At 71.3% G+C, this 25,095-nt stretch carries 24 protein-coding genes and 1 riboswitch; of the genes, 14 read left to right on the top strand and 10 right to left on the bottom strand.

The window, feature by feature from the left end; genetic code table 11:
• Positions 1-26 precede the first annotated feature (26 nt).
• The 5 genes from ACZ601_RS30315 (at position 27) to ACZ601_RS30295 (ending at position 4,726) form a co-directional block, all read left to right on the top strand.
• Complete coding sequence (locus tag ACZ601_RS30315) at positions 27-875, top strand: carboxymuconolactone decarboxylase family protein (RefSeq protein WP_469543998.1); 849 nt, start codon at positions 27-29, stop codon at positions 873-875.
• Positions 876-885: 10 nt separating this feature from the next.
• Positions 886-1,485, top strand: a complete 600-nt coding sequence (locus ACZ601_RS30310) for a TetR/AcrR family transcriptional regulator (RefSeq protein WP_469543995.1) — start codon at positions 886-888, stop codon at positions 1,483-1,485.
• Between the two features lie 151 nt (positions 1,486-1,636).
• Positions 1,637-2,422 (top strand): GntR family transcriptional regulator, encoded by a 786-nt coding sequence (locus tag ACZ601_RS30305; protein WP_469543993.1) that lies wholly within the window; start codon positions 1,637-1,639, stop codon positions 2,420-2,422.
• 45 nt (positions 2,423-2,467) lie between these two features.
• Entirely contained in the window at positions 2,468-3,247 is a 780-nt protein-coding gene (locus ACZ601_RS30300; protein WP_402142938.1) for a sulfite exporter TauE/SafE family protein, read from the top strand.
• 189 nt (positions 3,248-3,436) lie between these two features.
• Positions 3,437-4,726: an alpha/beta hydrolase family protein gene (locus ACZ601_RS30295; RefSeq protein WP_469543989.1), complete on the top strand. Its 1,290-nt coding sequence runs from the start codon at positions 3,437-3,439 to the stop codon at positions 4,724-4,726.
• A 107-nt stretch (positions 4,727-4,833) separates the two neighbouring features.
• Here the strand turns inward: ACZ601_RS30295 and groL are convergent, their stop codons facing one another.
• The 4 genes from groL to thrC all read right to left on the bottom strand — a co-directional run bounded on the left by groL (position 4,834) and on the right by thrC (position 9,015).
• The gene (gene groL, locus ACZ601_RS30290; protein WP_440576316.1) at positions 4,834-6,459 is read right to left on the bottom strand and encodes a chaperonin GroEL; all 1,626 of its coding nucleotides are present in this window, start codon (positions 6,457-6,459) and stop codon (positions 4,834-4,836) included.
• Positions 6,460-6,750: 291 nt separating this feature from the next.
• On the bottom strand, positions 6,751-6,957 hold the full coding sequence (locus ACZ601_RS30285; protein WP_003967346.1) for a cold-shock protein: 207 nt from the start codon (positions 6,955-6,957) through the stop codon (positions 6,751-6,753).
• 451 nt (positions 6,958-7,408) lie between these two features.
• A complete protein-coding gene (locus tag ACZ601_RS30280) occupies positions 7,409-7,687 on the bottom strand; it encodes a MoaD/ThiS family protein (protein WP_073732972.1) in 279 nt (92 codons plus the stop codon).
• Positions 7,688-7,719: 32 nt separating this feature from the next.
• The gene (gene thrC, locus ACZ601_RS30275) at positions 7,720-9,015 is read right to left on the bottom strand and encodes a threonine synthase (RefSeq protein WP_440576317.1); all 1,296 of its coding nucleotides are present in this window, start codon (positions 9,013-9,015) and stop codon (positions 7,720-7,722) included.
• A gap of 17 nt (positions 9,016-9,032) precedes the next feature.
• Positions 9,033-9,160, bottom strand: a riboswitch (SAM riboswitch).
• A gap of 152 nt (positions 9,161-9,312) precedes the next feature.
• Here thrC and ACZ601_RS30270 point away from each other — a divergent pair.
• Positions 9,313-10,263 carry a glucosyl-3-phosphoglycerate synthase gene (locus ACZ601_RS30270; RefSeq protein WP_469544038.1) on the top strand — a complete coding sequence of 317 codons (951 nt, stop codon included), beginning with the start codon at positions 9,313-9,315 and terminating at the stop codon, positions 10,261-10,263.
• Between the two features lie 92 nt (positions 10,264-10,355).
• Positions 10,356-11,747: an alpha,alpha-trehalose-phosphate synthase (UDP-forming) gene (locus ACZ601_RS30265; protein ID WP_469543982.1), complete on the top strand. Its 1,392-nt coding sequence runs from the start codon at positions 10,356-10,358 to the stop codon at positions 11,745-11,747.
• On the opposite strand, the gene otsB is transcribed toward ACZ601_RS30265, so the two are convergent.
• The 3 genes from otsB to ACZ601_RS30250 all read right to left on the bottom strand — a co-directional run bounded on the left by otsB (position 11,724) and on the right by ACZ601_RS30250 (position 14,491).
• Positions 11,724-12,581: a trehalose-phosphatase gene (otsB, locus tag ACZ601_RS30260; protein ID WP_469543979.1), complete on the bottom strand. Its 858-nt coding sequence runs from the start codon at positions 12,579-12,581 to the stop codon at positions 11,724-11,726. The genes ACZ601_RS30265 and otsB overlap by 24 nt on opposite strands.
• 310 nt (positions 12,582-12,891) lie before the next feature.
• A complete protein-coding gene (locus tag ACZ601_RS30255) occupies positions 12,892-13,164 on the bottom strand; it encodes a DUF3263 domain-containing protein (protein WP_469543976.1) in 273 nt (90 codons plus the stop codon).
• A gap of 61 nt (positions 13,165-13,225) precedes the next feature.
• On the bottom strand, positions 13,226-14,491 hold the full coding sequence (locus ACZ601_RS30250; protein WP_469543974.1) for an ABC transporter substrate-binding protein: 1,266 nt from the start codon (positions 14,489-14,491) through the stop codon (positions 13,226-13,228).
• A 269-nt stretch (positions 14,492-14,760) separates the two neighbouring features.
• On the opposite strand from ACZ601_RS30250, the gene ACZ601_RS30245 reads away from it, so the two are divergent.
• The 5 genes from ACZ601_RS30245 (at position 14,761) to ACZ601_RS30225 (ending at position 19,926) form a co-directional block, all read left to right on the top strand.
• Positions 14,761-15,669, top strand: coding sequence for an SIS domain-containing protein (locus ACZ601_RS30245; protein WP_469543971.1), 909 nt, complete (start codon positions 14,761-14,763; stop codon positions 15,667-15,669).
• A gap of 145 nt (positions 15,670-15,814) precedes the next feature.
• A complete protein-coding gene (locus tag ACZ601_RS30240; RefSeq protein ID WP_469543966.1) occupies positions 15,815-16,747 on the top strand; it encodes an ROK family protein in 933 nt (310 codons plus the stop codon).
• Positions 16,747-17,907: an N-acetylglucosamine-6-phosphate deacetylase gene (nagA, locus tag ACZ601_RS30235; RefSeq protein ID WP_469543963.1), complete on the top strand. Its 1,161-nt coding sequence runs from the start codon at positions 16,747-16,749 to the stop codon at positions 17,905-17,907. Before ACZ601_RS30240 ends, nagA begins: the two co-directional genes overlap by 1 nt.
• A 163-nt stretch (positions 17,908-18,070) precedes the next feature.
• The gene (locus ACZ601_RS30230; protein WP_469543961.1) at positions 18,071-19,015 is read left to right on the top strand and encodes a 1-phosphofructokinase family hexose kinase; all 945 of its coding nucleotides are present in this window, start codon (positions 18,071-18,073) and stop codon (positions 19,013-19,015) included.
• Between the two features lie 59 nt (positions 19,016-19,074).
• Positions 19,075-19,926, top strand: a complete 852-nt coding sequence (locus ACZ601_RS30225) for a class II fructose-bisphosphate aldolase (protein ID WP_440576140.1) — start codon at positions 19,075-19,077, stop codon at positions 19,924-19,926.
• 67 nt (positions 19,927-19,993) lie between these two features.
• Here the strand turns inward: ACZ601_RS30225 and ACZ601_RS30220 are convergent, their stop codons facing one another.
• Positions 19,994-21,052, bottom strand: a complete 1,059-nt coding sequence (locus ACZ601_RS30220) for a carbohydrate-binding protein (RefSeq protein WP_469543956.1) — start codon at positions 21,050-21,052, stop codon at positions 19,994-19,996.
• A gap of 153 nt (positions 21,053-21,205) precedes the next feature.
• Positions 21,206-22,855 (bottom strand): diguanylate cyclase CdgB, encoded by a 1,650-nt coding sequence (gene cdgB, locus ACZ601_RS30215; protein ID WP_440576138.1) that lies wholly within the window; start codon positions 22,853-22,855, stop codon positions 21,206-21,208.
• A gap of 311 nt (positions 22,856-23,166) precedes the next feature.
• Here cdgB and ACZ601_RS30210 point away from each other — a divergent pair, with 311 nt between their 5' ends.
• Complete coding sequence (locus ACZ601_RS30210) at positions 23,167-23,673, top strand: flavin reductase family protein (protein ID WP_327338274.1); 507 nt, start codon at positions 23,167-23,169, stop codon at positions 23,671-23,673.
• Positions 23,674-23,716: 43 nt separating this feature from the next.
• On the opposite strand, the gene arfB is transcribed toward ACZ601_RS30210, so the two are convergent.
• Positions 23,717-24,151: an alternative ribosome rescue aminoacyl-tRNA hydrolase ArfB gene (gene arfB, locus ACZ601_RS30205; protein WP_328865984.1), complete on the bottom strand. Its 435-nt coding sequence runs from the start codon at positions 24,149-24,151 to the stop codon at positions 23,717-23,719.
• A 184-nt stretch (positions 24,152-24,335) separates the two neighbouring features.
• Between arfB and ACZ601_RS30200 the strand changes: the two genes are divergently transcribed.
• On the top strand, positions 24,336-24,911 hold the full coding sequence (locus ACZ601_RS30200) for a TerD family protein (RefSeq protein WP_024493494.1): 576 nt from the start codon (positions 24,336-24,338) through the stop codon (positions 24,909-24,911).
• Positions 24,912-25,095: the final 184 nt, after the last annotated feature.

Raw genomic sequence — 25,095 nt, 5'->3', positions numbered from 1 at the left:
GCCCCACCCTTGGCAAGGAGCTCCACATGTCCCACCCGCACCCCACCGAAACGTCCCGGCCGTCCCTGCCGTCCCGGCTGTCCGAGGGCCTGGACGTGCTGAAGGTGATCGGCGGCTCCGCGCCCACCCCGCTCGAAGCGCTGTCCGACATCGCTCCGGACCTCGCCCGCTACGCCGTCGAGTTCGCGTACGGCGACCTGTACACCCGGCCCGGACTGACGCTGCCCCAGCGGCAGTTGGTGACCGTCGCGGCGCTCGCCGCCCTCGGGAACGCCGAGCCTCAGCTGCGCTTCCACATCGCGGGCGCGCTCAACGTCGGCTGCACCCGGCGCGAGATCGTCGAGGTGGTCATGCACGCGCTCGTCTACGCCGGTTTCCCCGCCGCCCTCAACGGCATCGCCGCCGCGCGTGCGGTGTTCACCGAGCACCCGGCCGCGCCCGGCACCCCAGATGCTCCCGGCGCCCCCGGACCGGCGGCCGAGGGTGCGTCCGAGCGCTTCGCCCGAGGGCTGCGCGCCCTGGAGGAGGTCGACGGGCACGCGGGACAGCAGGTGGTGGACTCCCTCAACGACATCGCCCCCGAACTGGGCCGCTATCTCATCGAGTTCGTCTTCGGTGACGTCTACCAGAGCACCGGGATCGACCTGAAGACCCGCGAGATGGCCTCGGTCGCGATGTGCACCGCCCTGGGAACGGCGGGGCCCCAGCTGCGCGTGCACATCCACGGCTTCCTCAACACCGGAGGCACGCGGGAGGAGACGACCGAGGTGATCACCCACCTGGCCGCCTACGCCGGCTTCCCGGCGGCCCTGAACGGCATCACCGCCGCACGCGAGGTCTTCGCCGCGCGGGACGCCGCACGAAGCGCCGCGTAAGGATACGGACATGGCCTGGGACACCGCACGCACCAAACGCCTCCTCCTCGAAGCCGCCGTGGAGGAGTTCGCCGAGCACGGCCCGACCGGCGCACGCGTCGACCGCGTCGCCTCTGCGGCGAAGGTCAACAAGGAACGCATCTACCAGTACTTCGGCGGCAAGGAGCAGCTGTTCACCGCCGTACTGGAATCCGAACTGGCCAAGGCAGCCGAGGCCGTGCCGCTGCCCGAACCGGGAGACGGCGACCTCGGCGACTTCGCCGGGCGGCTGTACGACTACCACGGCGCCCACCCGCACCTGCTCCGGCTGCTCTCCTGGGAAGGGCTGCGTGACGGGCGCGCACCGGTCGTCGCGGAGACGGAACGCGCCGCCCACTACGCCGGCAAGGCCGCGCAGATCGCCGCCCTCCAGCTCGACGGCACCGTCACCGCGGACTTCGAGCCCGGCCGGCTGTTCGGGGCCGCGTTCGCCCTCGCGACCTGGTGGCTCACCATGCCCCAGCTCGCCCGCATGGCCCTGAGCGGCGCCGACGGCTCCCCCGAGGCCACCCGCGAGGCGCTCGTGCGGATGGTCCGGGCCCTCACCGCCCCCGGCACGCGAGCGCGCTGACCGCCCGGACCGGCGGAGCGCAACGAGTCGGGGGCAAAGCCGCAGCTCAGACGTTTTCGCAGGTCAGCTTGGGTGGCGTAACTTCGGCGTAACATCGCAGCGGACTTTCGCCGGGTAGCGTGGGGCCCGAGAGGAGGTGACGAGACACCCCATGCGAGACGAACAGCACGCACCGCCCCCGCGCCGGGAGAGGCAGCCGCTGCCCCGCGCCGAACGTGCGCGGCAGATCGCGGACACGTTGCGCCAGCGGATCACCTCCGGCCGCTACGAGGACGGCATGCTGCCCGACGAACGCGCCCTGGGCCAGCTGCTCGGCGCCTCCCGCAACACCATCCGGGAGGCCCTCGGACTGCTGCGCGACGAAGGGCTGATCACCCGCAGGCGGGGCATCGGCACCGAGATCGTGACGGCGAAGTACGGGCACGGTCTCGACCGCCTCACCGGCCTCGCGGAGACCCTCGTCGACTACGGCACCGTGGCGAACACGGTGCGCGCGGCCCGGCTCGTCCCGCACGCGCCGAAGGCGGTCACCGAGCGGCTCCAACTGCCCGACGGATCCGAGGCGGTGTACCTGGAACGGCTGCGCAGCCTGGACGGCCGGCCGCTCTCCGTCGACTCGACCTGGCTCGCCCCCGACATCGGACGCCCCCTCCTCGGCTGCGACCTCGCCCACCGGGACGTCTTCACGCTCATCGAGGAGACCACCGGGACCCGGCTCGGCAGCGCCGAGATCACCGTGCACGCCGTCACCGCGGAACCCGACACCGCGCGCCTCCTCGCCATCCCCGCCGGAGCGGCCCTGTTCGTGATCGACCGCCTCACCCGGCTCGCCGACGGCCGCCCCGTGGACACCGAGTCCCTGCGGGTGCGGGCCGACCGGTTCGCCCTGCACACGCTGCTCCACCGGGGCGACTCCCCGCCCGGCGCCCTCGTCTGACCGAGGCGACACCCCACCCCTTGCACTGCCCGCGGAGGCACCGCCATGCCCTGGACCCCCGACACCCTCACCCTGGTTCTGCTCGCCCTGTTCGGCCTCGCGGGAGGCATCGGGATCACCGCGATCGGGCCGGGCGGGGTGCTGCCCACCATCGGCATGTTCCTGCTGACCGGGCTCACCCCGGCCGGTGTCGCGGGCACCGCCATCGTCACCCACGTGGCGACCGGCGTCCTCGGCACCGCCGCGTACACCAGGTCCGGGCAGCTGAGGGACCCGGTCACGCGGCGCACCGCCTGGGTCCTCGCCGCGAGCGCGCTCGTCGGAACCCCGGTCGGCGTACTGCTCAACACCCACGTCTCGGGGCGGCTGTTCGGCATCCTGCTGGCGTGCGCCGTCACGGTGACCGGCCTGCTGGTGTGGCTCCGCGAGCGCCGCACGGCAACCTCGCGGGCGGCCGAGGACCCGGTGCGCGTACCGCTCGCGCTCACCGTCGCGGTGGGGGTCACGGTGGCCGTCGCGGCGGGGCTCTTCGGCCTGGGCGGACCGATGCTGAGCGTGCCGCTCCTGGTCGTCTGCGGGCTCCCGGTGCTCTCCGCGCTGGCCGCCGCGCAGGCGCAGTCCGTGGTGATCGCGAGCGTGGGCACCATCGGCTACGTGCAGCACGGCTCCATCGACTGGACCCTGGCCGCCGTGGTCGGCGTACCGGAACTGGTGGGGGTGCTCGTGGGCTGGCGCATCGCCCGCTCCGTCCCGGCCCGCCGCCTCAAGTACGCCATGGCCGCCATGCTCCTGGCCCTGGCCCCGTACCTGGCGTTCCACTCCTGACGCGGCCCCGGGCACACTCCCGCATCCCCTACCCGGGTGCCAGTCGCACGCCGCCGAATGAGCACCTGGGTATCACGCGCGGGACGGTACGCGCGGGGCATCGTGGAGGCGTTCGCACACGTACCGCGCAACCCGCGACACGAGACATGAGACCGTGCCGCGCAGCGCCGCCCGAACGGGGAGCCCCAGGTGTCCGCAGTCCCGCGTACTCGTACCGCCAACCGCCGGCAGGTCCTCACCACCGCCCTCGCGGCGTCCGCCCTGGTGGCCACCGGCGCCATCCCGTCCTACGCGGTCGGCGGGCGGCGGACCCGCACCGCGCTGCCGACCGCGCGGCTGCCCCGGCCCACCGGACCGTTCGAGGTCGGCTCCACCGTGCACCACCTCGTCGACCCCTCCCGCGCGGAGCCCTGGCTGCCGGGGACCGGCGCGCGCCGCGAGCTGATGATCAGCGTCCGCTACCCGGCCGCACCCGGCGGCTCCGGGCGGCGGGAGCCGCAGATGACGGCCGCGGCCGCCGCGCACTTCGGCGGAGCGGAGGGGGCCGCCGCCCTGAACCTGGGGATGGCGCCCGGGTCCGTCGACTGGGGCGCCACGCTCAGCCACGCCCGCCGCGACGCCCCGGTCGCCGCGCGGGCCGGCCGGTTGCCCGTCGTGCTGTACTCCGGCGGCCTCGGCGACCCGCGCACCTGGAACACCGCCCTGGTGGACGATCTGGCGAGCCACGGGTACGCCGTCGTCACGATCGACCACACCTACGAGGCGACCGAGGTGGAGTTCCCCGACGGGCGCCTCGCCACCATGCGGATCTTCGACGGGGCGCCGCCCAGCGATCCGGACGCGATCAGCGCCCTGCTGCGCAAAGTCGTGGCGGTCCGGGTGGCCGACACCCGGTTCGTGCTCGACCGGCTCCCGGAACTGAACCGGACGCGCTTCGGGGACGTACTCGATCTGCGCCGGACCGGCATGTTCGGCCACTCCGCGGGCGGCTTCACCGCGGCCCAGACGATGCACGACGACCGGCGGATCAGGGCGGGCATCAACATGGACGGGCAGCTGGACTACGTGGGCGGCGAGGTGCCCGACGGCAGCCGGCTGAGCACGGTGGCCACGGACGGTCTTGACCGGCCGCTGCTCCTGATGGGGACGGCCGGTGAGGGCTCCGGCGACTACCGGCAGCAGCCGTCCTGGGCGGCGTTCTGGAAGAACACCCGGGGCTGGCGGGCGGACGTCACCCTGACCGGCTCGCGCCACGCCTCCTACACCGACGCCGAGTTGCTGCTGCCGCAGCTGGCCCGGCAGGGCGCGGAGCCGGGCGGCGGACTGGCCGGGGCGGTCGGGACGGTGCGGCCGGAGCGGGCGGCGGCCGCGAGCCGGGCGTACGCGGCGTCGTTCTTCGGGCGGTGGCTGCGCGGGCACGACGACCGCCTGCTGCACGGCCCCTCCGAACGCTTCCCGGAGATGGTGTTCACGCCCTGAGCGGGCAGGCCCGTGTACGAAGCCGGCCCCCGGGGATCGCTCCCCGGGGGCCGGCTTCGTACTGCTGTGGTGCTGTGCTGCCGTGCTGAACTACCGATCCGTCAGGATCAGAAGTCCATGTCACCGCCCGGCATGCCGCCCGGAGCGCCCGCGGCAGCGGCCTTCTCCGGCTTGTCGGCGATGACGGCCTCGGTGGTGAGGAAGAGCGCGGCGATGGACGCGGCGTTCTGCAGGGCGGAGCGCGTGACCTTCGCCGGGTCGATGATGCCCTCGGCGATCATGTCGACGTACTCGCCGGTCGCGGCGTTGAGGCCGTGACCGATCGGCAGGTTGCGCACCTTCTCCGTGACGACGCCGCCCTCAAGACCACCGTTGACGGCGATCTGCTTGAGCGGGGCCTCCAGCGCCAGCTTGACGGCGTTGGCGCCGGTCGCCTCGTCACCCGAGAGCTCCAGCTTCTCGAAGACGGCCGAGGCCTGGAGCAGAGCCACGCCACCACCGGCGACGATGCCCTCCTCGACGGCGGCCTTGGCGTTGCGCACCGCGTCCTCGATGCGGTGCTTGCGCTCCTTGAGCTCGACCTCGGTGGCGGCACCGGCCTTGATGACGGCCACGCCGCCGGCCAGCTTCGCGAGGCGCTCCTGGAGCTTCTCGCGGTCGTAGTCCGAGTCGGAGTTCTCGATCTCGGCACGGATCTGGTTGACGCGGCCCTGGACCTGGTCGCTGTCACCGGAGCCGTCGACGATCGTCGTCTCGTCCTTGGTGATGACGACCTTGCGGGCGCGGCCGAGCAGGTCGAGACCGGCGTTCTCCAGCTTGAGGCCGACCTCCTCGGAGATGACGGTGCCACCGGTCAGGATGGCGATGTCACCGAGCATGGCCTTGCGGCGGTCACCGAAGCCCGGAGCCTTGACGGCGACGGACTTGAAGGTGCCACGGATCTTGTTGACGACCAGGGTCGACAGGGCCTCGCCCTCGACGTCCTCGGCGATGATCAGCAGCGGCTTGCCGGACTGCATGACCTTCTCCAGCAGCGGAAGGAGGTCCTTCACGTTGCTGATCTTCGAGTTCACGATCAGGATGTACGGGTCGTCGAGGGACGACTCCATGCGCTCCATGTCCGTGGCGAAGTACGCCGAGATGTAGCCCTTGTCGAAGCGCATACCCTCGGTGAGCTCAAGCTCAAGACCGAAGGTCTGGGACTCCTCGACGGTGATGACGCCTTCCTTGCCGACCTTGTCCATGGCCTCGGCGATGAGCTCGCCGATCTGGGTGTCAGCGGCGGAGATGGAGGCGGTCGAAGCGATCTGCTCCTTGGTCTCCACGTCCTTGGCCTGCTCCAGGAGGGCGGCGGAGACGGCCTCGACGGCCTTCTCGATGCCCCGCTTGAGAGCCATCGGGTTGGCACCCGCGGCCACGTTGCGCAGACCCTCGCGGACGAGCGCCTGGGCGAGAACGGTGGCGGTGGTCGTACCGTCGCCGGCGACGTCGTCCGTCTTCTTGGCGACCTCCTTGACCAGCTCCGCACCGATCTTCTCGTACGGGTCCTCCAGCTCGATCTCCTTGGCGATGGAAACACCATCGTTGGTGATCGTGGGGGCGCCCCACTTCTTCTCAAGGACGACGTTGCGGCCCTTGGGGCCGAGGGTGACCTTGACGGCGTCGGCGAGCTGGTTCATGCCGCGCTCAAGACCGCGCCGGGCCTCCTCGTCGAACGCGATGATCTTGGCCATATGAAGTGGTCCTCCCGGACAGGGGTGGATTCTCCGGACCGAGTGGCGCCCGCGACGGACGGCCTGCCGTCTGCCGGTTCCTTGCCCCGGCAGACCTGCGGGCCTCACCGGCCCGGTCCAAGTTTCTGTCACTCTCACCCGGAGAGTGCTAAGCCCAATGATTAGCACTCGACCCCCGAGAGTGCAAGCGCCTACCCCCTCAGGGAGTGGCTCGGGACGCACGGAGGGCCCGTACCCCAGGGGTACGGGCCCTCCGTGCGTGAGTAGTGTCGTTGGCCGACCGCGCCGAGCTCAGCCGACGGCGAGCTTGACCATGTCCGCCTGCGGCCCCTTCTGGCCCTGCGAGATTTCGAATTCAACTCGCTGACCCTCTTCGAGGGTGCGGTATCCGTCCATCTGGATCGCGCTGTAGTGGACGAAAACATCCGCACCACCGTCGACCGCGATGAAGCCGTACCCCTTCTCCGCGTTGAACCACTTGACGGTGCCCTGAGCCATGCCTAACTCCCCTATTACTGGCCCTTGCACAGGACCGCACTTCGCGGGCCCGGGTCAGAACTCACCCTCCGTCAGGAGAGGGTGCGTGCGCCGGAACGCGTCGACCGCGGCCGAATGTATCTGCCCAACTGCCCTCTGCAACAGGTCAATCGGACGAGAATTCTCAGGCACGCCGATCACCCGAATATGAGGAATTCATGAGATTCCAGGGCAAGTCGGGCCAGGCAAAGGCGACTTATGGCGCAAGAGGCTCAGGTACTTTGGCTGCATCTTGTCGTGGCCGGGCGCATTCTCATATGCGGGGGGCACGGGCAGCGAAGGGGACTTCCCACACTGTACCGCGCTCAACCATGCAGAATTGCCCCCTCCGCTTCTGTCGCGGAGAGGGCAATTCAGGTGGCTCGGCGCACTCGGTGCACTCGGTGCGGTGGGACCGCCCGGGTCCCGGGGCTCAGCAGCCGCCGGCGACGGCCGGGATGATCGAGACGCCCGCGCCGTCCGGGGTGACCGCTTCCAGGCCGCCTTCGAAGCGCACGTCGTCGTCATTGACGTACACGTTGACGAAGCGGCGGAGCTTGCCCTGGTCGTCCAGGACGCGGGCGGCGATGCCCGGGTGGTCCTTCTCCAGGGACTCGATGACCTGGGAGAGGTTCGCGCCCTCTGCCGGGACCTCGGCCTGGCCGCCCGTGTAGGTGCGGAGGATGGTGGGGATACGGACCTTGACGCTCATGGTGGGTGCCCTTCCTGGAGTCTTGGGTGGGATCAGCCGGCGGTGCCGAGACCGGCGGCGCGGAAGGCGTCCAGGCTCGGCCGGATCGTCGCCGTCGCCTGCGAGGTGTCGGCCACCGCGTCCAGCGTCTTGAGGCCGTCACCGGTGTTCAGGACGACGGTGGTGAGCGTCGGGTCGAGCAGACCGGCCTCGATGAGCTTCTTCGTCACGCCGACCGTCACACCGCCCGCGGTCTCCGCGAAGATGCCCTCGGTGCGCGCCAGGAGCTTGATCGCGTCGACGACCTGCTCGTCGTTCACGTCGTCCACCGCGCCACCCGTACGGCGGGCGATGTCCAGGACGTAGGGGCCGTCGGCCGGGTTGCCGATGGCGAGGGACTTGGCGATCGTGTTCGGCTTCTGCGGGCGGACCACGTCGTGACCGGCCTTGAAGGCGGCGGAGACCGGCGAGCAGCCCTCGGCCTGGGCGCCGAAGATCTTGTACGGCTTGTCCTCGACCAGCCCGAGCTTGATCAGCTCCTGGAGGCCCTTGTCGATCTTCGTCAGCTGCGAGCCGGACGCGATCGGGATGACGATCTGGTCCGGCAGCCGCCAGCCGAGCTGCTCGCAGATCTCGTACGCCAGCGTCTTGGAGCCCTCGCCGTAGTACGGGCGGAGGTTGACGTTGACGAAGCCCCAGCCCTCCCCGAGCGGGTCTCCGATGAGCTCCGAGCAGAACCGGTTGACGTCGTCGTAATTGCCCTCGATACCGACCAGCTCACCGCCGTACACCGCGGCCATGACGACCTTGCCCTGCTCCAGGTCGTGCGGGATGAACACGCACGAGCGCAGACCGGCGCGGGCCGCGGCGGCGCCCACCGCACCGGCGAGGTTGCCCGTCGAGGAGCAGGAGAGCGTGGTGAAACCGAAGGCGCGGGCGGCCTCGACGGCGATCGCGACGACGCGGTCCTTGAAGGAGTGCGTCGGGTTGCCGGAGTCGTCCTTGACGTACAGGCCGCCGGTGACGCCCAGCTCACGGGCGAGGTTGTCGGCCTTGACCAGCTTGGTGAAGCCGGGGTTGATGTTGGGCTTGTCCGCGACGTCGGAGGGGACCGGCAGCAGCGGCGCGTAGCGCCAGATGTTGTCCGGGCCGGCCTCGATGCGCTTCTTCAGCTCGTCCGGGGAACCGGTCGGCAGGTCGTACGCCACTTCGAGCGGACCGAAACAGGTCGCACAGGCGAAAAGGGGACCGAGCGGGAATCGTTCTCCGCACTCGCGGCAGGAAAGTGCCGCGGCGGGACCGAGGTCCACGGAAGATTCGGTGGTTGCTGCAACAGTCTGAACAGCCATGATGGCGAGGCCCTTTCTCCTCATCTTCCTTGTGACGCATTTCGCCACAAGACGGAATTGGCACCGATCCCCACCTGACCTCGCGGTCGGCAGGATGGTTGCCGGGACTTCAACGGGCCGTTCCCTCTGTCCCTCTGGATGAGCGCTATGGCACTGGACCATCGATCCAGGCGTTTATCGGCGGATGGACCCCGGCATGCCACGGCCATCTGCGTTGTTCAGACTGTAACCGAAGCACCGGACTGTTGAGATAGTCGTCCGAACCGCGAGATGGATCACATACAGGGAGTATCGACCGTGCTGGAAGAGGTCGAACGCTGGCTGACCAGGCGTTCCTGGTCGTGCGCCGACCGCCCGCTGGAGCAGCTCCTGGCCGCCCGGAGCGGCGACCCGCGCCGGGGGAGCGTGAGTGTCGTCCTGCCGGCGCTCAACGAGGCGGCGACGGTCGGGGACATCGTCCGGACGATCCGGCGCGAGCTCATGGAGAAGGTCCGGCTGGTCGACGAACTCGTGGTGATCGACTCCGGCTCCACCGACGACACCGCGGAGGTCGCCCGCCGGGCGGGCGCCCGGGTGATCCACCGGGACGCGATCCTGCCCCGGCTGCCGGCCGTCCCCGGCAAGGGCGAGGTGCTGTGGCGGTCACTGCTGGTGACCGGCGGTGACATCGTCTGCTTCATCGACGCGGACCTGAAGGACTTCTCGGCCGATTTCGTCTCCGGCATCGTCGGCCCGCTGCTGACCGACCCCTCCGTGCAGTTCGTCAAGGCGATGTACGACCGTCCGCTCGGGGACACCGCGGGCCAGGGCGGGCGGGTCACCGAACTGGTGGCACGGCCGCTGCTCAATCTGCACTGGCCGCAGCTGGCCGGATTCGTCCAGCCGCTGGGCGGCGAGTACGCCGTACGCCGCTCACTGCTCGAACAGCTGCCGTTCCCGGTCGGCTACGGGGTGGAGCTGGGGCTGCTCGTCGACGCCCTGCACACGGTCGGCCTGGACGCGCTGGCCCAGGTCGACGTCGGCGTCCGCAAACACCGCCACCAGGACGGCCGGGCGCTCGGCCGGATGGCGGCGGCCATCTACCGGACCGCGTCGCTGCGGCTCTCCCGCGGCCATCTGGTGCGCCCCGAGCTGACCCAGTTCGAGCGCGGCGAGCACGGCTTCGTGCCGCACACCTACCCGGTGGACACCGAGGAGCGGCCGCCGATGCGCGAGATCGAGGAGTACGTCTCGCGCCGCGCCGCCTGAGAGGCCTGCCGGAGGTCACCCGACAGCCTCCGAGAGGGCCCCGCGGCCCGCACGCACGTTTGGACCGTTCGGGATCGGGCTAGATTCCGCGCATGGTCTCCGAGCACGCCCCCCAGCCCGCCGCCCAGGTACTCGTCGCGTCCAACCGCGGCCCGGTCTCGTACACAGTGGGCGAGGACGGCTCGCTCGACGCGAAACGGGGCGGGGGCGGGCTCGTCTCGGGGCTGAGCGCGGTGGACGACAAGATGTGGGTCTGCGCCGCGCTCGGTGACGGCGACCGCGAGGCGGTGCGGCGCGGGGTCGGAGAGCCGGGCGTACGGATGCTGGACATCGACGCGGACGTGCACGCCGACGCGTACAACGGCATCGCGAACTCGGTGCTCTGGTTCGTCCACCACCTGCTCTACCAGACCCCCGTGGAACCCGTCTTCGACGCGGAGTTCCGCCGTCAGTGGGCGTCCTTCGAGGCCTACAACCGGGCCTTCGCCGAGGCGCTCGCCCAGGAGGCGGGCGAGGGCGCGGCGGTCCTGGTGCAGGACTACCACCTGGTGCTGGTGCCCGGCATGCTCCGCGAGCTCCGCCCCGACCTGCGCATCGGCCACTTCTCGCACACCCCGTGGGCGCCCGTCGACTACTTCCGGATGCTGCCCGACGACATCGCGGAGCAGGTGCTGCACGGCGTCCTCGGCGCCGACCGGGCGGCCTTCCTGACCCGCCGCTGGGCGGACGCCTTCATCGGCTGCTGCACGGAGATCCTGGGCGGCACGGGCCGCACCCGGATCGGCGTGCACGGGCTCGGCGCCGACGCGGACTTCCTGCTCCGGCGCGCGCACGAGCCGGACGTGGACGAGCGGATGGCGGCGCTGCGCGAACAGGTGGGCGACGGCCGGAAGACGATCGTGCGGGTGGACCGCACGGAGCTGTCCAAGAACATCGTCCGGGGCATGCTCGCCTACCGGGCGCTGCTCGACGAACGGCCCGAGTGGCACGGCCGGGTCGTCCACGTCGCGTTCGCCTACCCCTCGCGGCAGGACCTCGCGGTGTACCGGGAGTACACGGCAGAGGTGCGGCGCGTCGCGGACGAGATCAACGCGAAGCACGGCACGGCGGACTGGACCCCGGTCGTGCTCCACGTCAAGGACGACTTCGCCCGCTCGCTGGCGGCGTACCGGCTGGCGGACGTGGCGCTCGTCAACCCGATCAGGGACGGCATGAACCTGGTCGCCAAGGAGGTCCCGGTCGTCTCCGACCACGGCTGCGCGCTGGTGCTGTCGCGGGAGGCGGGCGCGTACGAGGAGCTGGGTAACGACGCGATCGTGGTGAACCCGTACGACGTGTCCGCCACCGCCGACGCCCTGCACGAGGCGCTGACGATGGCGGACGGTGAACGCGCGGAGCGCACGGAGCGGCTGGCGGAGGCGGCCACCGCGCTGCCGCCGCAGCAGTGGTTCCTGGACCAGCTAGAGGCGCTGCGCCAGGGCTGACAGGAAACCGACGACCGCTCCGGGGCCCGGCAGCAACAGGTCGGCGCGCGCGGCCAGTTCCGGCACCTCCGCCTCGCCGCTGCACACCAGCAGGCCGGGGGTGCCGTCGGGGCCCTCGGTGCGGAGCTTCTCCACGGCGGCGAACGCGGCCAGGTCGCCCAGGTCGTCGCCCGCGTACAGCACGGACTCGGCGCCCGTCTCGCGCACGTACCGCGTGAGGGCGACGCCCTTGTCCATGCCGGCGGGCCGCAACTCCAGGACCATCCGGCCAGGTTCGACGATCAGGCCGTGCCGGGCGGCCAGCTCGCCGAGGGGGCCGCGCAGCGCCTCGAAGGCGGCCTGCGGGTCCTCGGCGCGGCGGGTGTGGACGGCGAGCGCCTGCCCCTTCTCCTCTATCCAGGTGCCGTGCCAGGAGTCGAACCTGTCGAGGAATCCGGGCAGTTCGGCCCGCACGGCGGCGACGCCGGGGTGCGGGGCGGGAGCGTGGACGGTGCCGGAGACGGCGTCCCAGCGTTCGGCGCCGTAGTGGCCGAGGACGACGAGGTGGTCCAGTCCGGCGACCCCGGCGAAGCCGCCGTAGCGGACCGCGACGCCGGCCGGGCGGCCGGTGATCACGGCGATCGACGCGACCCGGGGAGCGAGTGCGGCGAGCGCCTCGACGGTCCCGGGGTGGGCGCGGGCCTGTTCGGGGTCCGGCACGATGTCCGCGAGGGTGCCGTCGAAATCGAGCGCGATGACGGCGCGGTCCGGCCGGCCGAGGAGAGCGGCGAGGCCCTCCCGTCCGGCGGGGGTCGTCGGGGTCGGCAGGGGTGGGGTGTGCGGGTGGCTGCCCATGCGCCCGAGCCTATAGGCGGTGGCCTGCGCGCGGGACAGACCGGGGCGGGCGCCCGACCGGGGCTCCGCCCCGCACCCCGCTCCTCAATCGCCGGAGGGGCTGGAAATGGCCGACCGCCGTCGGCCCGCCACGCGAAGAGGCCGGCAAAATCAAGCCTCGCGAGCGATTGGACGGCCGGGCACATCAAGCCCCGCGAGCGATTGGACGGCTGGCAAAATCAAGCCCCGCCGGCGATTGAGGCGCGGGGGTGCGGGGGCGGAGCCCCCGGGTGATGCCGCGCCTCCGGGGGTCGCCGGGCCGCCCCGGACCTCACCGCCGCCCCCGCCGGGCCTCCCGCACCCGTCGCAGCCGGTTCACCGTGACCGGATCGGCCTCCAGGGCGCGCCGGTCGTCCAGCAGGGCGTTCAGCAGCTGGTAGTAGCGGGTCGGGGAGATGCCGAGCCGCTCCCGGATCGCCCGCTCCTTCGCCCCGGGCCCGGCCCATGACTGTCGCTCCACGGCCAGCACCGCGCGGTCCCGGTCGGAGAGTCCGGGAGTGGGCGGGGCGGGCTCGTCGGGAGAGTCCGGGGGGAGGGCGGTCATATCAGCCAATATATTGCGCGGCCCGCGGGCCACGAACCCGAAGACCGTGACCCACGCTCCGCTACTCCGCGCTCTCCGCCGCCGTGGACTCCTGCGCTATGCGCGCCAGCACGCTTTCGGGCTTCGCGCCCGGCTCGACCGCCTCACCGATGTTCTTCTTGATCGACTCGCTGGCCTGCGCCCAGGACGTCTTTCCGAACGGGTAGAGCTGCGCGCCCTGGAGCGCGTCCAGGAACTTGTACAGCGGCTTGTACTTGGGGTCGGTCTCCATCGCGGCCGAGGCGCTGTCGGTGACCGGCAGCAGGTCGTAGGTGTCCGCGAAGTCGATGACGTTCTTGTCGCTGAACATGAAGTCGAAGAACTTGCCCACCTCGACCCGGTGATCGTTCTGCTTGAAGCCCATGATCCAGTCGGCGACGCCCATCGAGCTGGTGCTCGGCCCGGTGATACCGGGCAGCGGCACCATGCCGACGTCCACGCCCTTCTTCTGGGCCTCCTGCATCAGCGTCGGATGGCCGTTGAGCATGCCGACGTCACCGCTGGTGAACGCCTCGAAGGCCTTCGCCCGGTTGAGCTTGCCGGGGGCGACGGGACCGACCAGGCCCTTGTCGACGAGGTTCGACTTCAGCCAGTCGAACGTCTTGATGTTCTCTTCCGAGTCGATGTTGTACGAGCCGACGTCGTCGGTGTAGCCACCGCCGCCGCTGAGCAGCCACATCAGTGTCTCGGCCTGGGACTCCTCCTGTCCCAGCGGCAGCGCGAACGGGAACTTCACGCCGCGCTGCTTGAGCGCGGCGGCGTCGCTCGCGATGTCGCTCCAGGTCTTCGGGGCGTCAAGGCCCGCCTGGCCGAAGAGCTTCTTGTTGTAGAAGAGCAGCCGGGTGCTGGCCACGAACGGCAGTCCGTACTGGACCTGGCTGACCCGGCCCGCGTCCGCGAGGACCGGCAGGAAGTTGGCCTGGGTGCGGACGCTGAGCATCTGGTCGGCCGAGTAGAGCTTCCCGGCCTTGGCGTAGTCCGCGTACGCGCCGATCTGCGCGATGTCGGGGGCCTTTCCGGCCTTCACCATCTCCGCGACCTTGCGGTCGATGTCGGTCCACGGCAGGACGGTCACGTCGACCTTGATGCCGGGGTGGGACGCCTCGAAGCCCCGGGCGACACCGTCCCAGTACTTGTCCGACTTGTTCGCCTCGCCGGTGCCGTAATCGGCCGCGACCAGCTTCAGCGTGACGTCTCCGCCGTCGCTTCCGCCGCCACAGCCCGACAGCGCCGCCGTCATCCCCAGAGCGGCGACAGCCGCCGTCAGTCCCAAGTAACGCCGCTGCACAACCCAGTCCGTTCTTGTCGATCGCGCCATCCGCTCCACCACGTCGGCGTGGGGCGCTCCGGATGAGCTGCGATTTTGCCCCACCGCCTCCGAGGAGGTCTACACCACCCCGGTATCGCTTCGGCAACGCAGCAGCATTGCACGGGACGCGGAGCGACTGCTAAGTAGGTCTCGGTCAACGAGGGTCCGGCACAAGGCCCTTAGCCCTCCAGCACCCTCTAATGGTCCAGACCTTTATACGCGCCCATCCCCGCGAGGAGCCGTACCGGATGTCCCGTACCGCATCAGAAATTGCTACCCAGCCCAGCTGCTGGCGGCGTGCCGCAGAGGCGGGAGCGGTGGCCGAGGGGCTGCCGCGTCCGGGCGAGCGGGTCGCCGTCACCGGCTGCGGCACCTCCTGGTTCATGGCCATCGCCTACGCGGCGCTGCGCGAGGCGGCCGGGCAGGGCGAGACGGACGCATACGCCTCCTCGGAGTTCCCGGCCGGGCGGTCCTACGACCGGGTCGTGGCGATCACCCGCTCCGGCACCACGAGCGAGGTGCTGGCGCTGCTGGCCGAGCTGCGCGGGAAGACGCCGACCGTCGCGCTGACCGCCGACCCCAAGACACCGGTGATGGACGCCGCGGACACGGTGGCGGTCCTGGACTGGGCCGATGAGGAGTCGGTCGTGCAGACCCGGTTCGCCACCACCGCGCTCGCCTTCCTGCGGGCCGGGCTCGAAGCGTCCGGGCCGCTCCCGGCGGGCGTGAAGACGGTCGCAGAGGCCGCGGTGGACGCGGAGCTGGCGGTGACGGAGCCGCTGGAGGAGGCGGTGGTCGCGGCCGAGCAGTGGACCTTCCTGGGGCGCGGCTGGACCTACGGGCTGGCGCAGGAGGCCGGGCTGAAGATGCGCGAGGCGGCGGGCGCCTGGACGGAGTCCTACCCGGCGATGGAGTACCGCCACGGCCCGATCGCGATCACCGGGCCGAACCGGGTGGCCTGGGTGTTCGGCGCGCTGCCCGAGGGGCTGGCGGGCGAGGTCGAGGGGGTCGGCGGGACGCTCGTGGCCCGTACCGCCGCCGACCCGATGGCCGATCTGATCCGGGCCCAGCGACTGGCGGTGGCGCTCGCGGAGTCGAAGGGCTACGACCCGGACCACCCGCGCAACCTGTCGCGCAGCGTGATCCTGCCGGGCTGAGAGGCTGTCGGGTGACCTCCGAGGGCGCACGCGGGCGCGTTCACGGCTGATTGCCGCCCGGTTGCGGGCCGATTTTGTATGGATGCGCAACAAACAGCGATAGTGGACTAGACCTTTTGGGGTTCCTCGGGCGAAACTGTTTCCCGTGAAACACGTCATCGCCCTCGATGTGGGCGGCACCGGAATGAAGGCCGCACTGGTCGGGGCCGATGGCGCCCTGCTCTACGAGGCACGGCGCGCGACCGGCAGAGAGCGCGGCCCCGACGCGGTCGTGGAGTCGATCCTCGCCTTCGCGGCGGATCTGCGCGCGTACGGCGTGGAGCACTTCGGTGAGAGCGCTCTCGCCGCAGGCGTCGCCGTACCCGGCATCGTCGACGCCGAGAACGGCGTCGCGCTCTACTCCGCCAACCTGGGCTGGAGCGACGTCCCCATGCGCCGACTGCTCGGTGAGCGGCTCGGCGGCGTCCCCGTCGCCCTCGGCCACGACGTCAGGACCGGCGGACTCGCGGAGGGCCGGATCGGGGCGGGCCGGGGCGCCGACCGCTTCGTCTTCATCCCGCTGGGCACCGGAATCGCCGGGGCCATCGGCATCGGCGGCTCCATCGAGGCGGGCGCCCACGGATCGGCCGGCGAGATCGGCCACATCGTCATCCGCCCGGACGGCCCGGACTGCCCCTGCGGCCAGCGCGGCTGCCTGGAGACGCTGGCCTCCGCCGCCGCCGTCAGCCGGGCCTGGGCCACCGCGTCCGGCGACCCGAAGGCCGACGCGGCGGACTGCGCCAAGGCCGTGGAGTCGGGCGACCCGGCGGCCCTCGCGGTCTGGCACGACGCCGTGGACGCCCTCGCCGCCGGGCTCGTCACCGCGCTCACCCTGCTGGACCCCCGCACGCTCATCATCGGTGGCGGTCTCGCCGAGGCGGGGGAAACCTTGTTCACACCACTCCGTGCGGCCGTCGAGGAACGCATCACGTTCCAGAAGCTGCCCCACATCGTCCCCGCGGCTCTCGGGGACACCGCCGGATGCCTGGGCGCAGGGCTGCTCGCCTGGGATCTTCTCTCCACGGAGGTATCCGCCTGATGGCCGGACGCGCAGACAGCACAGTTCTCGCAGGTGCCCGGGTGGTACTCCCCACCGGCACCGTCGAGAACGGCCGGGTGGTCATCGAAGGCAACCGCATCGCCGCCGGTCCGGCACCGGACGCGCCGAGCCTCGACCTGTCCGGCCACTGGATCGTCCCCGGCTTCGTGGACATGCACAACCACGGCGGCGGCGGCGCCTCCTTCACCTCCGGCACCGTGGAGGACGTCCTCACCGGCGTCCGCACCCACCGCGAGCACGGCACCACCACCCTGGTCGCCTCCACCGTCACCGGCGAGATGGACTTCCTCGCCGGACGGGCCGGCATCCTCTCCGAGCTCGTCGAGCAGGGCGACCTGGCCGGCATCCACTTCGAGGGCCCCTTCATCTCGCCGTGCCGCAAGGGCGCGCACAGCGAGGGCCTGCTGCGCGACCCGGACCCGGCCGAGGTCCGCAAGCTGATGGACGCCGCCCGGGGCACCGCGAAGATGTTCACGCTCGCCACCGAACTGCCCGGCGGCATCGAGTCCGTACGGCTGCTCGCCGAGCACGGCGTCATCGCCGCGATCGGGCACACCGACGCCACGTACGAGCAGACCGTCGAGGCGATCGACGCGGGCGCCACCGTCGCCACGCACCTCTTCAACGCGATGCCGCCCCTGGGCCACCGCGCGCCCGGCCCGATCGCCGCCCTCCTGGAGGACGAGCGGATCACGGTCGAGCTGATCAACGACGGCACGCACCTGCACCCCGCCGCCCTCCAGCTGGCCTACCACCACGCGGGCGCCCACCGCGTCGCCCTGATCACCGACGCCATGGACGCGGCCGGGTTCGGCGACGGCCAGTATCAGCTGGGCCCGCTCGCCGTCGAGGTCAAGGACGGCGTCGCCCGGCTCGTCGAGGGCAACTCCATCGCCGGCTCCACCCTCACCCTGGACACCGCCTTCCACCGGGCCGTCACCATCGACCGCATCCCGGTCGGTGACGTGGTCCAGTCGATCTCCGCCAACCCGGCCCGGCTGCTCGGCGTATACGACCGGGTCGGCTCGCTGGAACCCGGCAAGGACGCCGACCTGGTCGTCCTGGACGCCGACTTCTCGCTCAAGGGCGTCATGCGCAAGGGCGAGTGGGTCGTCCAGCCGGTGCCGGTGCCGGCCTGACGGCCACCGGTCCGAATCGCGGACAGAACGTAACGAAGAGACGGCGGTTGTCCCCCGGGTCTGGGCCCGCCGCCGGCTCTTTGGCATGATCGTCCGCGAACCAACCAGGAACAGCGGGTTCCGCTACGGCATCCGCGCTCAGCACGATCGAGGGGGCGGCCGAGTGATCCTCACGGTCACGCTGAACACGGCACTCGACCTGACGTACGGCGTACCCGCCCTCGTCCCGCACGCCAGCCACCGGGTCACCGATCTCTCCGAGCGGCCCGGCGGCAAGGGCATCAACGTCGCCCGGGTCCTCACGGCCCTCGGCCACGACAGCGTCGTCACCGGCTTCGCGGGCGGCGCCACCGGCTCCGTACTGCGGCAACTGCTCGCGGACCTCCCGGCCGGCCGGGCGAGCCTCACCGACGCGCTCGTCCCGGTGGCCGGCGACACCCGCCGCACCCTGGCCGTCGTGGACGGGACCACCGGCGACACCACCCAGTTCAACGAACCGGGCCCGCACGTCACCGCCGACGAGTGGACCGCCTTCCTCCGCAGTTACGAGAAGCTGCTCATCGGCGCCGACGCGGTCGCCCTGTGCGGCAGCCTGCCCCCCGGCATACACGTCGGCGCCTACGCCGAACTGATCCGGCCGGCCCGCGCCGCAGGCGTACCGGTGCTCCTGGACACCAGCGGCGAACCGCTGCGCCGGGGCATCGCCGCCCGCCCCGACCTCATCAAGCCGAACGCCGACGAACTGGCCCAGCTCACCGGCTCCCGCGAACCCGCCCGCGCCACCAGCGACGCCCGCCGCCGAGGCGCGCACACGGTGATCGCCTCGCTGGGCCCGGACGGCATGCTGGCGGTCACCCCCGACGGCAGCTGGCGGGCCTCCCCGCCGGCCGCGGTCAAGGGCAACCCGACCGGGGCCGGCGACTCCGCGGTGGCCGGACTGCTCTCCTCCCTCGTCGAGGGCCTGAGCTGGCCGGACCGGCTGCGACGGGCGGTGGCACTGTCGACGGCGACCGTGCTGGCCCCCACCGCGGGTGACTTCGACCGCGCGGCCTACGAGGAGCTGCTGCCGCGCGTCGCCATCGAGGAACACGCAGACGGAGCGGCCTGAGCGCCGCCCCGCACCCCCACCGGGCCCCCACGGGCCCGAGGAATCAACAGAGGTCAGCAATGCCGCTCGTCAGTACCGGTGAACTCGTCTCCGCCGCCCAGGCCCAGGGACGCGGGATCGCCGCCTTCAACGTCATCACCCTGGAACACGCGGAGGCCATCGCCACCGGCGCGGAGCGGGCCGGGGCCCCCGCCATCCTCCAGATCTCCGAGAACGCCGTGAAGTTCCACGGCGGCCGGCTCTCCGCCATCGCGGCGGCCGCCGCCGCCGTCGCCCGCACCTCCGCCGTCCCGCTCGCCCTCCACCTCGACCACGTCGAGTCCGTGGAGCTGCTGCACCAGGCGCACGACGAGGGCTTCGGCTCCGTCATGTTCGACGCCTCCAAGCTGAGCTACGCGGAGAACGTCCGGGCCACCGCGGAGGCCGTCGCCTGGGGCCACGAGCGCGGCATCTGGATCGAGGCCGAACTCGGCAAGGTCGGCGGCAAGGAGGGCGAGGCCCCGCTCGACGCCCACGCCCCCGGCGTCCGCACCGACCCGGCGGAGGCCGCCGCGTACGTCGCCGCGACCGGTGTCGACGCGCTGGCCGTCGCGGTGGGCTCCTCGCACGCCATGACCGAGCGCACCGCCGCCCTGGACCACGAGCTGATCGGCCGACTGCGCGACGCCGTCCCCGTACCGCTGGTGCTGCACGGCTCCAGCGGCGTCCCGGACGACGAGATCCGCCAGGCCGTCGCCACCTCCGGCATGGTCAAGATCAACGTGGGTACGGCCCTGAACACCGCGTTCACCGGAGCCGTACGGTCCTACCTCGCCGAGAACACCACGGGCGTCGACCCCCGCAAGTACATCGCCCCGGGCCGCGAGGCGATGGCCGCGACGGTGGCGGGGTTCCTGGCGCTGATGGGCTGAGCGTCCACGACGACGGCCCCCTCACCGGTAAGGCGAGGGGGCCGTCGTCATGCGCGGGGCGGGCGCGTCAGCGCGTCTGGTGACCGGCCTTCAGCGACAGCTGGTCCAGGTTGGCATCGCACTGGTCGCCGTCGTTGCAGGAGATCATCAGGGTGTTCGCGCCCTTGGTGAGGTTGACGTAGGCGTACGTCCGGGTCCAGCCCTTCTCCAGATCGCCCTCGGGGGCGTGGGCGAAGTTCGTCATGTTGATGTCGCGGGGGTCCTCGGCGTTGACCGTGAGGGACGTCTTGGCGTCCTTGCCCGGCACCCCGTACGTCACGAACAGCGTGTACTCACCGGCCTCCGGCACCTCGACGGACCAGGTCGCGGACCTGCCGACCGCGTTGAGGCTGATGTACTGCCCGTTGTTGCTCTTGGCGCCCTTGACGGTGTTGTCGAGGCTCGCGTCACCGCCGAGCTTGAGCGATGCCGCGTCCTGCTTCGGAAGCTCGGGCGGCGCCTCGGAGGTCTTGGACTGCTGCGGCTTCGGGGACTCCTCGACCTCACCGGCCGCGCCGGAGGAGGAGGACGCCGCGTCCTCGTTCTTCTTGCCCTTGTCGCCGTCGCCCGTCATCAGGGCGGCGCCGATGCCGATGAGCACCACCGCGACGACCGCGATCGCACCGATCAGCAGGCCCTTGGTGTTGGGGCCGCCCCTGCCGGGGCCGCCGCCGTTGGAGCGGCCGCCCTGGTGCGGGACCTGGGAGGTGGGGGCGCCGGGATACGTCTCCGGAGCCGCGTACTGCGCGTTCGGCTGCCCGTACTGGCCCTGCTGCTGTCCGTACTGGCCTTGCTGCTGTCCGTACTGGCCCTGCTGCTGCCCGTACTGGGCGTTGTTCTGCGCCTGCGGCGGGTAGCCGTAGGCCCCCTGCTGCGGCACCTGCTGGCCGTACTGGCGCTCACCGACGGTCCGCACCTGGTTGTACGAGGTACGCGGGACACCGCGCTGCGCGGCGGGGCCCGGGTAGCCGTAGCCCCCCTGGCCGCCCTGACCGGGCGGCTGCGCACCGGCCGCGCGCCCGTCCTCGTAGAGGTAGCCGAACGGGTCGTCGTCCTCGGGTGTGCTCGCGCCGTTGTTCCCGGCCATCCCTGGGTCACTCCTCACCATGTCGTCGGCCACTCGCCGTATACCGTCAGCCCACGCCGACCGGCCGAGCCTACCCCGAACGGACCAGCCCAAGAATTGCCGAAGGTGCGGCGGGGACCGGGGCGGGGTACCCGCGCAACGCCCCGGAGAACGTCAGCCGGCCCTCCGGTGAACCTTCGAGCGGGACCGCTTCTCGACGTACATCCGCTGGTCGGCGGAGCGCAGCACTTCCTCCGCGGTCATGCCGCAGGCGGCCCAGCCGATGCCGAAACTCGCCCCGACGCGGACCGCCCGGCCGTCGACCCGAATGGGCGGAATGATGGCGTTACGCAGGCGTACGGCCAGGTCCGCGGCGTCCGCAGAGCCCAGCCCGTCCGCGAGCACGACGAATTCGTCACCCCCGAGCCGGGCGACGGTGTCGCCGTCGCGGACACAGGTGGTGAGCCGGCGGGCGACCTCGATGAGGACCGCGTCACCCGTGTGGTGGCCGAAGCGGTCGTTGATCGACTTGAAGCCGTCCAGGTCGCAGAAGAGCACCGCGAGGCCCTTCGAGCCGTCGTCCTGGCCGGTGTCGGGTGCGACGGAATGCACATGGTGGTCGTACGGGCCGACGCCCGCCCCGGCGTCGAAGCCGTCGGCGGGGAAGCCGTGCAGCCGGGCCTCGTCCACATCGCCGTACGCCGCGTCCAGCGCCTGCACGTCGGTGGACGCCATCGCGTTCGGGCGCTCGCAGAGCCGGGCGCTGAGCCGGGAGCGCAGCTCTGCGCTGTTGGGCAGGCCGGTGAGGGCGTCGTGCGAGGCGCGGTGCGCGAGGTTCAGCTCGTGGCGCTTGCGCTCCTCTATGTCCTCGACGTGGGTGAGCAGGAAGCGCGGCCCGTCCGCGGTGTCCGCGACGACGGAGTTGCGCAGCGAGACCCAGAGGTAGGTGCCGTCCCGGCGGCCGAGGCGCAGCTCGGCACGGCCGCCCTCGGCGGAGGTGCGGAGCAGGGTGCCGATGTCCTCGGGGTGGACCAGGTCCGCGAAGGAGTAGCGGCGCAGGACGGAGGCGGGGCGGCCGAGCAGCCGGCACAGGGCGTCGTTGGTGCGCAGCAGCCGGCCGTGCTGGTCGCCGCCCATCTCCGCGATGGCCATGCCGCTGGGGGCGTACTCGAAGGCCTGGCGGAAGGACTCCTCGCTGGCCCGCAGCGCCTGCTGTTCCCGCTCCAGGCGGACCAGGGCGCGCTGCATGTTGGCCCGGAGCCTGGCGTTGCTGATGGCGATGGCCGACTGGGAGGCGTACATCTGGAGGGCCTCGCGGCCCCAGGCGCCGGGGTGGCGGCCGTTGCGGGGGCGGTCGACGGATATGACGCCGAGGAGGTCGGAGCCGCCGCCGGAGGCGTACATCGGGGCGTAGAGCCGGTCCTGCGGGTGCCACTCGTCCTCGAAGCGGGGCTCGGGGCCCTCGGTGTACCACTGCGGGACGTCGTCGTCGAGGAGGACCCAGCCGTCGGTGTGCGGTATGAAGCGGAGCTCGTCCCATATCTCGCCCATGGCGAGCCGGCGCTCCCAGGAGGTGCGGGAGCCGACGCGGCCGGTGATCAGGGCCTCCGCGGCGCTGTTCCCGGCGAAGGCGGCGACCACGAGGTCACCGTCGGGACGGACGAGGTTGACGCAGGCCAGCTCGTAGCCGAGACCAGCGACGATTCCGTCGGCCACGGTCTGCAGCGTGTCGGCCAGGCTCCGCGCCGTGTTGAGATCGGCCACGGCCTGGTGCAGCTGCCGCATCGTCGCAAGACGGACGTACGGCTCCGACTCGGCCTCCATCGCTCGCACTCCCCGAGACCTCGACAGCACTCCAGGTTTCATATCGGCGTACTTGACGTACTTACTGCAGTGTCACGGCCACTGAATCACAGTGAGCTGTACACCCGGTACACAGGGTCAACAAATATCGCGCTCTGTGAGACAAGTCACAACAGATAGTAAAGGATTACCTCCAGCTCTCCGCCAGGTCCTAGGACCTGGCTGGTTCCCTGGCCCGATGCGCCGCCGGCCCGTGCACGACTAGCGTGCCCGGTGTGTTGCAGACGAAGCCCCCCACCCCGCGTTCCCGGCCCGTCCCCCATGCTGAGGGGGTGAGCAACGACGAGTTCCGTGGTGCCCTTGCCCGACTGGCCGCCGGCGTGGTGCTGGTCACCGCCCAGGAGCCGCCGCTCGACGAGCAGGGGCGCGGCGAGGACGTCGGGATGACCGCGACCGCCTTCATGTCGGTCTCGCTGGACCCGCCGCTGGTCATGGTGAGCCTGCGCAACGACTCACGGATGGACGACCTGCTGGCGGAGCAGCCGCTGTGGGCCGTCTCCGTGCTGTCGGAGAGCCAGCGGCACATCGCCGGGCGGTTCGCCATGAAGGGCCGGATCAGCGACCGGCTGCTGTTCGAGGACATCCCCTATGTACGCGGGGAGATCACGGGGGCGCCGCTGGCCGGGGGCGCGCTCGCCACGCTGGAGTGCCGTACGGAGCAGCGCGTCGTGGCGGGTGACCACACGCTGGTGATCGGCCGGGTGCTCAGTGCGCAGCTGCCGACGCAGGACGGCGGCCCGCTGACGTACTTCCGGGGGCGCTACCGGCAGCTGGGCTGAGACCGGCCACCCAGCCACCGGCCACCGGCCACCGGCCACGGCTTCACCAGTCGCGCCCGGAGCGGCCGCGCTTGGTGTCGCCGCGCTGCTTCTTCTCGCGCAGCCTGCGCTCGTTGATGCCGCGCGGGATCTTGCGCTTGCGGCGCGGCTTGGGGGGCGGCGCCGTGGCCTCCGCCAGCAGCGAGGTGAGCCGTACGGCAGCCGTCTCGCGGTTGCGCCACTGCGAGCGGTGCTCCGAGGAGCGGACCGACACCACCCCGTTGACCAGCCGGCTCTCCAGCCGCTCCAGGGCGCGCTCCTTCCACACCTCCGGCAGCGACTCGGTCGCCGCGAGGTCGAAGCGCAGCTCGACCTGGGAGTCGGTGGTGTTGACGTGCTGCCCGCCGGGCCCGGAGGACCGCGAGAAACGCCACATGAGCTCGGCCTCCGGCAGGGAGACCGCACCGCGGATGACATAGGGCCCGGACATGACACCCATGTTCCCTGGCCCACCGGGTGTTCGTCACCTTCTTTACGACGGCACCGCGGTCGTGCCCGGAGGACCGTTCGGCAAAGAAAGCAAAGACGGAAGGAACCTCTCGGTCCCTTGTCCGCGTTATGGAGGGTGACGGTAGCTTCGTGACGGCACGAAGCCCGCACATGACAGATGAAAGGGACTTCCCATGGCAGTAAGCCTGTCCAAGGGCGGCAACGTCTCCCTCACCAAGGAGGCCCCCGGCCTCACCGCCGTCACGGTCGGCCTCGGCTGGGACGTCCGTACCACCACCGGCACGGACTTCGACCTCGACGCCTCCGCGATCGCGGTCAACGCCGCCGGGAAGGTCTTCTCCGACGGTCACTTCGTCTTCTTCAACAACAAGGCGACGCCGGACCAGACCATCGTGCACACCGGTGACAACGTCACGGGTGAGGGCGAGGGCGACGACGAGCAGATCACCGTCAACCTGGCGGGCCTGCCGGCCGACATCGACAAGATCGTCTTCCCGGTGTCGATCTACGACGCCGAGACCCGCAGCCAGAACTTCGGCCAGGTGCGCAACGCCTACATCCGCATCCTCAACCAGGCCGGCGGCGCCGAGATCGCCCGCTACGACCTGAGCGAGGACGCCGCCACCGAGACCGCCATGGTCTTCGGCGAGCTGTACCGCAACGGTGCCGAGTGGAAGTTCCGTGCCGTCGGCCAGGGTTACGCCTCCGGCCTGCGCGGCATCGCCCAGGACTTCGGCGTCACCCTCTGACGCTCCGTCCCACCGCTTCACCGGAGCCCCCGGCCGAACGTCCTGCGGCCGGGGGCTCCGGCGTGTCCGCATACCACTGATCACGCCCAACGGGGCCCACGACACGCGGTGTTACCCAACCGAAGGAAGTCCGCCGGATAGCGGACACCGACGCACCCCAGTCGGACAAGAACTGGTCAAAGAA

The organism is Streptomyces sp. NPDC104307 (genome assembly GCF_055584045.1).
The sequence above is the reverse complement of the archived record's forward strand: the minus strand, read 5'-3'. Positions and strand labels throughout refer to the sequence as shown.